The sequence below is a fragment of the Flavobacterium sp. C3NV genome, assembly GCF_046825355.2.
Lineage (GTDB): Bacteria > Bacteroidota > Bacteroidia > Flavobacteriales > Flavobacteriaceae > Flavobacterium.
Genome location: NZ_JBKQBJ020000011.1, coordinates 182,027 through 194,812 on the forward strand (window position 1 = coordinate 182,027; position 12,786 = coordinate 194,812).

Annotated in this window: 12 protein-coding genes; 1 reads left to right on the plus strand and 11 read right to left on the minus strand. The window is 34.8% G+C overall.

The window, feature by feature from the left end; all coding sequences use genetic code 11:
- Window positions 1-62 precede the first annotated feature (62 nt).
- Entirely contained in the window at window positions 63-1,493 is a 1,431-nt protein-coding gene (locus ACIDC4_RS16710) for a CCA tRNA nucleotidyltransferase (RefSeq protein WP_412044573.1), read from the minus strand.
- A gap of 327 nt (window positions 1,494-1,820) precedes the next feature.
- Here ACIDC4_RS16710 and yaaA point away from each other — a divergent pair, with 327 nt between their 5' ends.
- Window positions 1,821-2,579, plus strand: a complete 759-nt coding sequence (gene yaaA, locus ACIDC4_RS16715; protein ID WP_412044572.1) for a peroxide stress protein YaaA — start codon at window positions 1,821-1,823, stop codon at window positions 2,577-2,579.
- Window positions 2,580-2,777: 198 nt separating this feature from the next.
- Here the strand turns inward: yaaA and ACIDC4_RS16720 are convergent, their stop codons facing one another.
- From ACIDC4_RS16720 to trpC, 10 genes are all read right to left on the minus strand, one after another.
- Window positions 2,778-4,364, minus strand: a complete 1,587-nt coding sequence (locus tag ACIDC4_RS16720) for an MDR family MFS transporter (protein WP_230040558.1) — start codon at window positions 4,362-4,364, stop codon at window positions 2,778-2,780.
- A gap of 4 nt (window positions 4,365-4,368) precedes the next feature.
- Complete coding sequence (locus ACIDC4_RS16725) at window positions 4,369-5,448, minus strand: HlyD family secretion protein (protein WP_194618393.1); 1,080 nt, start codon at window positions 5,446-5,448, stop codon at window positions 4,369-4,371.
- Window positions 5,449-5,460: 12 nt separating this feature from the next.
- On the minus strand, window positions 5,461-6,780 hold the full coding sequence (locus tag ACIDC4_RS16730) for a TolC family protein (protein ID WP_412044571.1): 1,320 nt from the start codon (window positions 6,778-6,780) through the stop codon (window positions 5,461-5,463).
- Window positions 6,770-7,399, minus strand: a complete 630-nt coding sequence (locus ACIDC4_RS16735) for a TetR/AcrR family transcriptional regulator (RefSeq protein ID WP_412044570.1) — start codon at window positions 7,397-7,399, stop codon at window positions 6,770-6,772. Before ACIDC4_RS16735 ends, ACIDC4_RS16730 begins: the two co-directional genes overlap by 11 nt.
- 334 nt (window positions 7,400-7,733) lie before the next feature.
- Entirely contained in the window at window positions 7,734-8,495 is a 762-nt protein-coding gene (gene trpA / locus ACIDC4_RS16740; protein WP_412044569.1) for a tryptophan synthase subunit alpha, read from the minus strand.
- A 246-nt stretch (window positions 8,496-8,741) separates the two neighbouring features.
- Window positions 8,742-9,479: a carbon-nitrogen hydrolase family protein gene (locus ACIDC4_RS16745; RefSeq protein WP_412044568.1), complete on the minus strand. Its 738-nt coding sequence runs from the start codon at window positions 9,477-9,479 to the stop codon at window positions 8,742-8,744.
- Between the two features lie 8 nt (window positions 9,480-9,487).
- A complete protein-coding gene (locus ACIDC4_RS16750) occupies window positions 9,488-9,808 on the minus strand; it encodes a gamma-glutamylcyclotransferase family protein (protein ID WP_065451408.1) in 321 nt (106 codons plus the stop codon).
- Between the two features lie 151 nt (window positions 9,809-9,959).
- Complete coding sequence (gene trpB / locus ACIDC4_RS16755) at window positions 9,960-11,141, minus strand: tryptophan synthase subunit beta (RefSeq protein WP_412044567.1); 1,182 nt, start codon at window positions 11,139-11,141, stop codon at window positions 9,960-9,962.
- Window positions 11,142-11,153: 12 nt separating this feature from the next.
- Window positions 11,154-11,786 (minus strand): phosphoribosylanthranilate isomerase, encoded by a 633-nt coding sequence (locus ACIDC4_RS16760; protein ID WP_412044566.1) that lies wholly within the window; start codon window positions 11,784-11,786, stop codon window positions 11,154-11,156.
- Between the two features lie 198 nt (window positions 11,787-11,984).
- The gene (trpC, locus tag ACIDC4_RS16765) at window positions 11,985-12,767 is read right to left on the minus strand and encodes an indole-3-glycerol phosphate synthase TrpC (protein WP_412044565.1); all 783 of its coding nucleotides are present in this window, start codon (window positions 12,765-12,767) and stop codon (window positions 11,985-11,987) included.
- Window positions 12,768-12,786: the final 19 nt, after the last annotated feature.

Genomic DNA, 12,786 nt, shown 5'->3' on the forward strand with positions numbered 1-12,786 from the left:
AAAATTAGGATATACTACTATTGCTACCAGTAAAATTCTAAAAATTATTTTTAAAGCATCCATTATTTCTTAGGCGTTAAATTTAATTTTGCCGCTCTTTTAATTATAAAATCATATGCAGCCTGATATTCGTTCGGGATATCACCTTCTAAAATAGCTTCTTTTACGGCTTCTTTCAAAACTCCAATTTCGCGCGAAGGTTTCAAATCGAATATTTCCATAATTTCTTCACCAGAAATGGGCGGTTGAAAATTACGTACATGATCGCGTTCTTCAACTTCAACAATTTTCTTGCGAACGATTTCAAAGTTCTTATGATATTTCTTAAACTTCGACGGATTCTTGGTTGTAATATCAGCCTCGCACAAAGTCATTAAATCCTCTACATCTTCACCAGCATCAAAAACCAAACGACGAACTGCGCTGTCGGTTACAATATCCTGCGCCAAAACAATCGGACGCGAACTCATAATAACCATTTTTTGCACAAATTTCATTTTGTGATTCAAAGGCATGTGCAAACGTTCGAATATTTTTTTCGCCATTTTACCGCCTAAAAACTCATGTCCGTGAAAAGTCCAGCCTAGTTTTTTATTAAAACGTTTTGTTGGCGCTTTACCAATGTCATGCAACAAAGCCGACCAACGTAACCAGACATCATCTGTATTGGGGCAAATATTATCGACTACTTCTAGTGTGTGGTAAAAGTTGTTTTTATGCGTATGACCTTCAATTTCTTCGACCTGATTCAAAGCTGTTAACTCAGGAAGAATAATATCTAAAAGTCCGGTTTTATATAAAAGTAAAAATCCTGTTGAAGGTTTTGGTGTAGATAAAATTTTGTTTAATTCGTCTACGATTCTTTCGCCAGAAATAATTTTAATACGATCTGCATTTTTGGTAATCGCATTCAATGAGTTTTCTTCGATTTCGAAATTCAATTGCGTTGCAAAACGAATCGCACGCAACATTCTCAACGGATCGTCAGAATAGGTTATGTCTGGGTTTAAAGGCGTTTTTATTGTTTTGTTCTCTAAATCAGCCAAACCATTAAAAGGATCAGAAAGATCTCCAAAAGTTTTTTCGTTTAGCGATAAAGCCAATGCATTTATGGTAAAATCACGACGGTTTTGATCGTCTTCAAGCGTTCCGTTTTCGACAATGGGATTTCTGCTGTCAAAATTATAGGATTCTTTTCGCGCACCAACAAATTCGATATCAGTATCTTCAAAACGCAACATTGCAGTTCCGTAAGTTTTAAAAACCTGTACTTTGGGTTTTTTAGGAAGTAATTCAGAAACTTTCAAAGCCAATTCGATACCACTGCCAACAGCAACCACATCTATGTCTTTTTTTGAACCCCGATTTAAAAGTAAATCCCGAACAAAGCCGCCAATTACATAACTGTCGACATTAAGTTCCTGAGATGCTTTCGAAATTATCTCGAAGATTTTATTTTGTAAAGCTGTTTTATAGTTTGTTTGTATAGCCACGAATTCACTAATTTTAAAAATTACATTTCTTTTCTTGAAGAGAATGAAACGTCCGCAAATTTACAACATAGAAAATGCCTATTATAATGTAAAGGTCACTTTTTTATAGAAATTGAAAATTTTCAGTATGGAATTTTGTCAAAATAGAAAGAGCAACCACAAATTGCACAAATTTTCACAAATTATATTGAGATTTAAAAATAGAAATTTGCGCTAATTTGTGAAATTTGTGGTTAAAAAACATTATATGCCTATCAAACAAATCAATTGCAATAACATATTTTTAAAATTTCAATTTGTATTTTTGAATCATATAAAAACGCACACATGAAAATTGTTATATCGCCAGCGAAGTCATTAAATTTCGAAAAAGAATTACCAACTCCTCAATATACAGAACCTGCTTTTTTGAAAGAAGCACGCGTCGTTCATAAAGTTTTAAAAGAAAAAAAGCCAGCTGAATTATCCCAATTAATGTCGATTTCAGATAAATTATCAGATTTAAACTGGAAAAGAAATCAGGATTGGAAAACACCTTTTACTCCGGAAAATGCACGTCCGGCAATTTATACTTTTGATGGAGATGTTTATACAGGTTTAGATGCTTATACAATTCCGCTAGAGAAATTAGACGTTTTACAAAACAAGCTTAGAATTTTATCCGGTCTTTACGGCGTTTTAAAACCACTTGATTTAATGCAGGCGTACCGTTTAGAAATGGGAACGAAATTACCAATTGGTGAATATAAAAATCTGCACGAATTCTGGAAACCAACAGTTACAAAAGCTTTAAACAAAGAACTTGAAAAAGGAGAATTGTTTGTGAATTTAGCGAGTAACGAATATTTCTCGGCAGTAGACGTTAAGGCTTTAAAAGTGCCTGTAATTACTCCGGATTTTAAAGATTACAAAGACGGAAAATTAAAAATCATCAGTTTCTTTGCTAAAAAGGCGAGAGGAATGATGGTACGTTATATTATCGATACGAATGCCGAAACTATTGATGATCTTAAAGGTTTCGATTATGATGGATATGGTTTTGATGCCAATCTTTCTGAAGGGAATCATTTGGTGTTTACGAGATAGGTTTTTTTGAGGTTCTAAGGTTCTAAGATGCTGAGGTTCTAAGTTTTTTGCCAGAGAGTCGTAGACTCGGTACATTTTGTAGGCAGGGATTTCAATCCCTGTATAAATAAATCGTCAATAAAATATTTTCAAATCACAAATAAAAAAAGCCGGGCTAAATAAATAGCCCGGCTTTTTCGTATTATAAATCAATTATTATTAATGCATTGCATCAGCAGGATTAATCTTGTTTTTTCCTTTTTTAATGAAAAGAATAATTGGTATACAACATAAGAACATGATTCCTAAATACATAAAAATATCTATGTATGACATCACTGTACTTTGTTTCATTACTGAATATTCTATAGCCTGATAGGCTTTTTTAAGAGCAACATCGGCACTATAACCTTTCGCTTCAAAAGCTCTTTGCATTCCTAGTATACGTTGTTGAACCTGATAATCTGCAGGATCTAAATTCGTTAATAAATTAACTCTGTGTTCCTGACTGAAACGCGTGATAAAAGTGGTAATGATCGCAATACCAAATGAACCACCTAATTGTCTCATCATACCTGTAAACGCAGCTCCTTCACCAATATGTTTTCCTTTTAAGGTAGAAAGCGAAAGTGTGGTAATAGGTACAAAAAGTAATCCCAAACCAATTCCTCTTAAAATTAAAGGCCAATACATATGTTCTACACCAGTATCTGGCGTCATACGGGTCTGCATCATGAAGGTAAAGAAGAAGAAAACTAAAAATCCAACTCCAACCATATATCCCTGAGGAACTCCTTTCTGAATCATATTACCCACAAATGGCATCATGATTGCTGTGGTAATCGAACCCGGAATTAATAATAATCCGGCATCAGTTGCTGTCCATCCTAAAACAGATTGCGTATAAATTGGGATAATCAAAGTCGATCCGTATAAACCGAAACCAAGAATAAAACACATTACGGTTCCAATTCTTAAATTTCCATCTTTTAAAACACTAAGGTTTACAATAGGATATTTATACGTTAGCTCTCTCCAGATAAATAATATCAAACCAAGAACTGTAACAACACTTAAGGTTACGATTGTCGAATCGTTAAACCAGTCGTCTTGTTGCCCATGTTCCAGTACGAATTGTAATGATCCAATAAAAGCCGCTAATAATATAATTCCCCACCAGTCAACCTGATTTGCTTTTAATTTCTCTCCGTATTTCGGACTTCTTACGAAAGTAAGAGCCAGAATAGTAGCGATAATTCCTAAAGGAATATTAATGTAAAATATATAAGGCCAAGAGTAATTGTCTACTAAATATCCTCCCAATGGCGGACCTAAGGTTGGACCAACAATTACACCCATTCCGTAAATAGCTTGTGCCATACCACGTTTTGCCACAGGATAACTTTCGGTTATAATAGTCTGGGCTGTTACAAGTAATGCACCACCGCCCATACCTTGTACAAACCTAAAAGCTACTAATTCCCAAATATTACTGGCGTTACCGCATAAAAAGGAACAGACTGTAAATAATATGATAGAGGCCACAAAATAATTACGTCTCCCAAATTGTTGCGAAAGCCAACTCGTCATCGGTATTACAATAACATTCGCAATTGCGTATGCTGTAATTACCCAAGCCACATCAGTCAAAGTAGCACCAAGGCTACCTCGCATGTCTGTTAGTGCTACGTTTACAATCGTGGTATCTACAATTTCCAACAGTGCACAAAGTACTGCAGTAATCGTAATAATGACACGTCTGTAACCGTATTCTACTAAATCGTCGTCTCCTTGTACTGCTGTCATTATATTATTTTAAATGTACGTCAACGTCAACATTCATACCCGGTCTTAGTAATTTTACTTTTTCAGGATCGTTTGATTCGTCTAAACTAATTTTTACCGGCAATCTCTGAATTGTTTTTACGAAGTTACCTGTTGCGTTATCAGGAGGTAATAATGAAAAACGTGATCCTGTTGCAGGAGAAAATGAAGTTAAGGTACCTTTGAATTCGTAGTTAGGATAAGCATCTACTTTTAAGCTTACTTTTTGTCCCACAACCATTTTGTTCAATTGTGTTTCTTTAAAGTTTGCTACAACCCAAGCTTCATTATTATTGATGATATAAAATAAAGATTGTCCTGGCTGAACCAATTGTCCTGGCTGAATATCTACTTTAGAAACCTGACCGTCAATTGCTGCAGTTACAACAGTATAAGTTAAGTTTAAATGAGCAACATCCAACATAGTTTTGGCTCTTTTGATATTTGCAGCAGCAACTTCAGTTTGTTTATCAGAAACTTTAGATTTTGACTGAATTACTGATTTTTGGTAAGAACTTGCTCTTTGTTGTTGCTCTAAAACACGAACTTGATTTTCAGCTTCATCTTTTGCAGATAACGCTTGCTCATATTGTTGTTTTGTAATCGTGTGCGTTTTGTATAAATTATTGTAACGGTTATAATCGTTAGTAATTTGTCTCAATCTAATTTTAGCACTTTCGATAGAACCAGTTGCAGATCTCATCTGAGCATCAGAAACTGAGATGTTTGCATTAGCACTTCCAATATCTGCTTTTGCAGCTTCGTATTGACCTTCAGCACCTAACAATGCAGCATTTGCTTCATCGATTTTTAATTGGTAATCTCTTTTATCAATAGTAAATAAAGTATCTCCTTTTTTTACAAAGTCATTATCTTTTACATACACCTTACTAATATATCCAGATACTCTAGGAATAATTGGATTCATTTTTTTCTCGATCTGAGCATCATCAGTTTCTTCGTGGGCTAAGGAGTGCATGTATTTTGTTATTCCGTAAGTTCCGCCCACTAAAACCAACACGGTTAGTATAATGATGAATTTAGTATTTGTTTTTTTCTTTTCCATGAGAGCTATCGATTATATTTTAGAAAGATTGAATGATTGTGATAATTGTCCTGATACTGAAAGTAATTCGTAATATTTTTGAATAATTGTTGCTTTAGATACAGCTGTATTGATCTTAGCGCTTAATTGTTCAACATCTGCTTCAACCAAATCATTGGTATCAGCTAAACCATTGTCGAACTTATCTTTTACAAGTCTGTAATTTTCAGATGCCTGTTGAAGCGCTTCGTCGTAAACCACACTTTGATTAATGGCCAGGTCATAATCTTCAATAGATTTTTGAACTTCAACTTTAATACGGTCTGTCATTACAGCCTCTGTATTTTTAACCTCCAAAGCTCTGCTTTCAGCTTCTCTTACGTGAGCGCTGTTTTTGTAAATTCCAGAGATATCATAAGTTAAACCTACACCAAAATTCATAGCATATTTTACGGTAATAATATCTTTAAGATCCAAAGCAGTATAACCACCAAGTAATGCTAGTGTAGGGTAGTAAGCTGCTTTTGCCACTTTAATATTGGCTTCAGAAGCTTTTTGTTGAAAACGAATAGCTTCTAAATCTTTTCTGTTTTCCAATGCTAAAACATCAGATGTTGGTGCGTTGCTTGTTTTTAAATTAAAGAAATCAGCTTCATTAACCTGAAGTTTTGTACCTGGATCCAGCTTCAATAAAGTAGTCAGATAAAAGTTGATGTTATTAAGGTTGTTAGTAGCTTCATCAATAGATAATTGCGTTTTTGAAACTAATAATTGCGACTTCAATAAATCATTTCTCGGGATGATTCCGTTTTTCTCTAATTCTATAAAATCAGTCACACGCTGTTTGGCGCTTTTTTGATTTTCATTTAAAACATCCAAAGTTTTTTGCGCTTTGTAAAGAGCTGTATAATAAGTAATAACTCTTAAAGCAACATCTTCTTTTGTTTTGGCAGCATTTGCATTTTCAGCTTCATATAAATTATCATATGCATTAATGCTATTTTGAATTTTAAATCCTGCAAAAAGAGGTAAGCTTAAATTTGCCATTCCAATCATTGCTCTGTCAGGCGATGCTAAAGAGGCACTTTCGCCCTGATTTGGCATATCAATCGACGCTTTTGTAAGGCGTTGGTATTGTCCCGAAACTTTAATATCCGGATACTGATTGTTTTTAACTTCTTGTAATTCGTACTTTTTTGTGTTTACCTTAGTGCTGGCAAGAGTAACTTCGTTACTTTTTTCCCAAGCCAACTTCACGGCTTCGTCTAAGGTTAAACTTGTTTTTTCTTGTGCTTCTATTGATGAAATTCCGATAAAGAAAATACCAAAGAGCATTAATTGATTAATTTTCATAAACAAGTAGAGCTTTTATAGTTTGTTGAATGTGCTTTGTAAGACTGGTTTTAATGTAATCATTATACATTGCTTCTGTTTTTAAATTCAGTAAATCTTCGAAGAAAGGTTTGTTCATGTGAAAGTGAAAAAAGGTTCCAATAATGGTAGGCGTAATAAGCGGAATGATAACATCTTTCCTGAAAACTCCCTTGGCCTGACCCTGAGCAATAATACTCTCAACTGATTTTAGATTTCCTTTTTTTAATTCTGTAAAAGCAATAAAACTGTTCTCTCTTTTTTTTGCGTTGATTTCAAAATGCAACACTCTGAAAATCCCCTTGTTACAACTTATTCTGTTAATGTAAATTTCGATTAATTTATTGACTTTTTCAATAGGTTCGAGATTTTCCTGTAATAAATTTTCGAGTTGTAATTTTAAATCAGAAGTTTTGTAGATAATTAACGCTTCAAGCAGTCTTTCTTTAGAACCAAAATAATACGAAACCATGGCAATATTTATTTTTGCATGTTTTGAGATGTCTCGTATAGAAGTTCCTTCGAATCCTTTTTCAGAGAATAGCTTTTCAGCGACCTCAAGAATTTGAATTTTTTTATCGTTTAATTCGAAGTTTGACATGGTATTGTTTCTAATCGGGTACAAAATTAAACAAGCGTTTAAATTAAACAGTCGTTTAATTTTATTTTAACATAATATTAACAGAAAACCTTGTAGTGGTTTTAGGCTAATATTATGCTTTAAAGCTAGTGTTTCCTAACAAAAAAGCTGAAATAATATTATAAAGGATATTATTTCAGCTACGTGTTTTACACAATCTTGTCATTCCGACGGAGGAGGAATCTTCGTAAGTAACTCCGTAAAGAGAGTCCAATCTTTGTCGAGTTTCTCGTGGAGATTTCTCCTCTGTCGAAATGACAAACTATGTCATGAATTGTTTTAAGAAAAGGGATTTTTATCGAATCTCCCCAACAAATTCCTCAATTTTACCAGAACCATTCTCACTCAAATGTTTTATAAAAGCACTACCAATAATAGCTCCTTTTGCAAATTTAGTTGCCTGTGTAAAAGTTTCTTTATTCGAAATTCCGAAACCAATAATTTGTGGGTTTTTAAGGTTCATGTTTGAAATTCTTTCGAAATAATCTTCCTGTACGTTTCCAAAACCAGATTGAGATCCTGTTACACTTGCAGAACTTACCATATAAATGAATCCGTTTGAAACGCTGTCGATAAAACGAATACGTTCGTCAGATGTTTGTGGTGTAATCAGGAATACATTGATTAAGCCGTATTTTTCGAAAATCGCTTTGTATTCATCGGCATAAACATCCACCGGTAAATCAGGAATAATTAATCCATCAATGCCTATTTCGGAACATTTTTTACAAAAAGCCTCAACTCCGTATTGTAACATCGGATTAAAATAACCCATAATAATCAACGGAATTTTTACGCTTTCGCGGATGTGCTGTAGCTGATCAAAAAGAATTTGAGTCGTCATCCCGTTATGAAGTGCGGTTGTAGAACTCGCCTGAATCGTTGGTCCATCAGCCAAGGGATCGCTAAAAGGCAAACCAATTTCGATTAAGTCAACGCCATTTTTTTCTAAATCCTGAATGATCTGAACCGTATCATTTAAGTTAGGATATCCGGCTGAAAAATAAATAGAAAGTATCTTTTTATCTTCTTGTAATTTTTGAGTTATTCTGTTCATTTTATTTATGTTTTTTTCTCCTAACAGGTTTCCAAAACCTGTTAGGTATTTTGATTAAGTTTTATTTTTTAGCCACTCCCGATAGCTATCGGGATAAAAGATTCTCACTGATAGCTGGAAATTTATTTCACGCAGATTTTAAATAGATTTAAGCTGATTTGCGCAGATCTTTTTTAAATCTGCTCTAATCTGCCAAATCTGCGGGAAATAAAATCTTTTTAATCTGTGCAATCTGTGGCATTATATCTAAATCGTCACAACTCGAGTTGTCCAATTATCATTATTATTCTCTGCTAATAAAATTCCTGAATCTGAATCATTTATTTGTCCAATCAATTCACCTTTATTATTCCAAAAAGCACTTTTTCCGCCAGAAGGATAACCCCAGGATTCTCCAGTAAAATTAGCCATCAAAACATTCATTTTATGTTTTTGAGCATAATGCTGTAAATCGCGATACGCATTCGGAATCCCGTTTGGTGTAAAGAAAATACTGGCGATATAAATATCAGTTGCTCTTTTACACGCATTTTCAGGATGCAGCGGATTATCAATATCAGCACAAATAGCAAACGAAATCTTTTGATTCTCAATTGTAATCATCGGATTATAATCGAAAGAAGGAGAGAAAAATTCCTCTTCACCTTCATGCAAAAACTGTTTCGTATAAACCGCAACCGAATTATCAGGAGAAATAACAAATTCTCCTATAAATAATTGAGATTTTACCTGAATTGGCGCACCTGCAACAATAATAATATTATTTTCAACAGACCGTTTTTTTAACTGATCCAATCGGGAATCGTCTTTTTTGAAAGCCAGTTTTTGAGCATGTTCTCTTTCATAACCTGTAATTGATAGTTCCGGAAATGCGATTAATTGTGCGCCGTTTTGCACAGCCAAATCGATAAGACGATAATGATCTAATAAATTAGCTTCAATATCTCCCCGGTTTGGTTTTGTTTGTGCTGCTGCTAAAATCATATCGAATTTTATTTATTTTCTATATAAACCCAGGCAGCTGTTCCGGACTTCAACGTGACCTGAACTCTTTTGTAAGCATTAGATTCGAATATATCTACTTTAGCTAAATCCGAAGCAGAAATATTAAAAGCCACGCCATGTATAGGATCTGAAGCATCTTCTGTTGGTACGGCCACGACATAATCTGCCATTCCAAATTCTTCTTCTATTTGAAGACTTTTTAGCTTGTGACCCAAAAGCTGATCTTTAGTGCCATTTAATACTTTATTAAAAAGCTGCATCTGAATTTGTTTCGATCTTAATGTTCCGTATGAGAATAACTTTGTCATAATTTCTATTTTTCTCGTTGATTGTTTTTTGCGTTAGGGATAGGAGCGGTACCTCCCGATTTAGAAAAACAAGGCTTTTTAGCCGTAGTTTTTGTTAATCGGGAATTTAGCGGATAGCCCGGCCGGAGGAAACGCCCAAATTAATTTTATATTACAACTTAAAATAATCGATATAATTGTCTAGATCTTTATCGCCACGGCCAGAAAGACTTATGACTACAATATCCGTAGGTTTAAATTTCTTTTGATCTAAAACGGCAAAAGCATGCGCACTCTCAATTGCCGGAATTATTCCTTCTAATTTTGTCAATTGTAAACCTGCATTCATAGCATCATCATCAGTAACAGAGAAAAATTCTCCGCGTCCGGTTTGTGCCAAATGCGCGTGCATTGGACCAACTCCCGGATAATCTAAACCTGCAGAAATAGAATACGGCTCCGTAATTTGTCCGTCTGGTGTTTGCATCAAAAGGGTTTTGCAACCATGAATAACCCCCACTTTTCCTAATTTACTGGTTGCTGCACTGTGACCGCTGTCAACACCTTTTCCGGCAGCTTCAACGGCAATAATGCCAACTTCTGGTTCGTGTAAAAAGTGATAATATGTTCCCGCTGCGTTACTTCCGCCACCGATACAAGCGACAACATAATCAGGATTTTCACGTCCTTCTTTTTCTTTTAATTGCCATTTTATTTCCTCAGAAATGACACTTTGAAAACGCGTCACCATATCCGGGTAAGGATGTGGTCCAATTGCAGAACCTATAATATAATGCGTGTCAACCGGATTGTTAATCCAGTCACGAATCGCTTCGTTTGTAGCATCTTTCAACGTTCGTGAACCCGAAAGTGCCGGACGAACTTCTGCGCCTAACATTTTCATACGGGCTACGTTTGGAGCCTGGCGCGCAATGTCGATTTCGCCCATATAAACGATACATTGCAATCCCATTAATGCGCAAACTGTGGCTGTGGCAACTCCGTGTTGACCCGCTCCGGTTTCGGCAATGATTCTTTTTTTACCCAAACGTTTGGCTACTAAAATTTGCCCAATAGTATTGTTGACTTTATGCGCTCCGGTATGATTTAAATCTTCTCTTTTTAGATAAACTTTGGTATTGTATTTATCCGATAAACGCTTGGCAAAGTAAAGCGGACTCGGGCGCCCTACGTAATCTTTTAGCAATTGATCAAATTCTGCTTTAAAATCTGGTTCGCTGGTAATTTTTAAATAATTCTGGCGTAATTCTTCTACATTAGGATACAGCATTTCAGGAATATAAGCTCCTCCAAATTCTCCGTAATATCCTTTTTCGTTGACGTTAAAATTCATTTTATTCCAATTTTAAAAGTTGGCAACATCAAATTTTCGTTTGAAATTGCTAAATAGATTTTTGTTTTTAAGCCCCGGTTCGATTTCAAATTTACTATTTAAATCGACTGCATAAATAGGAAGATTTGTTTTTGAAATTTCTTCGATGGCTTTTAATTCATTTATTCCGATGCCGCCGCTCAAAAAGAAGGGCTTTTTCGAAGTGTATTTTTTTAATATTGTCCAGTCAAAAGTGGTTCCGTTCCCGCCCGGTAATCTTCCTTTTGTGTCAAACATAAAGTAATCACAAACGGCTTCGAAAGGTTTTATAATTTCGAAATCAAAATTTTCATCAGCCGAAAATACTTTGATGATTTCGATTTTCTTTGGTAATTGTTTTTTTAATTCTGATAAAAATTCAACCGATTCATTTCCGTGTAACTGAACGGCTTGTAAATTGTATTTGGCAACTTTCTCCAGAATTTCGTCCTGACTTTGATTGACAAAAACACCTACTTTTTTTATTGTTTTGATTAGTTCCGGAATTTCTCCGTTAAAATATCGTGCGGACTTTTCCCAGAAAATAAATCCCATATAATCGGGTAGGAGTGCACCTACTTCGAGGATATTATCTGGATATTTCATACCGCATATTTTGAGTTTCATTGTATTGTGTGTTTTTTAGCTTGTGTGTTTTTAACCGCAAAGGGCGCTAAGTTTTTTTATTTTGATTACGCTTATAAACGCTAAGTTCGCAAAGCTTTGTGTTTGTTGTTTTTGCCACGACCCGAGCGATAGCGAACAGGCGAAGCAATTTCACAAATTTTCACGAATTGAATTTGTGTTAATTAGTGTAATTCGTGTTTATTTAAGCTTTCTAATAAATTCTGTTGCTGCTTCGCCGGCATTGTCGGTTTTCATGAAGTTTTCTCCAATTAAGAATCCGTTGTAACCGTAAGGTCTAAGTTCAGAAATGGCTTCAATTGATGAAATGCCGCTTTCGGAAACTTTTACAAAATCATCCGGGATTTGCGATGCCAGTTGTTTGCTGAAATCTAAGCTTACTTCAAACGTTTTTAAGTTTCGGTTATTTACACCAATCATGTCTAAACTTGGCATAATCGACTTTTCTAATTCTTCCTGATTGTGAACTTCAAGTAAAACTTCTAAACCTAATTTCTTGGCAAATTCTGATAATGATTTTATTTCTTCGCGTGTTAAAACTGCTGCGATCAATAAAATTAAATCAGCACCAAAAGCTTTGGCTTCCAGAATTTGGTATTCATCAACAATAAATTCTTTTCGCAAAAGCGGAATATTAACGCTCGCTCTTGCCAAAAGTAAATCGTCAAGAGAACCGCCGAAATATTTTCCATCCGTTAAAACTGAAATTCCGCAAGCGCCTGCATTTTCATATCCTTTTACCACTTCTTCAACCGTAAAACTATGATTGATTACCGATTTTGAAGGTGAACGACGTTTGTGTTCTGCAATAATTCCCGTAGAACTTGTTCTTAGTTTTTGACTTAAAGAAATTGTTTCTCTTCCAAAAAACACAGAACTTTCCAATTGCGAAACCGGAATGATCGATTTTTTTAGGACGACTTCTCTTTGTTTATCAAATATTATTTTATCTAAAATATTCATGGCTGTTGTTTTGCCACAA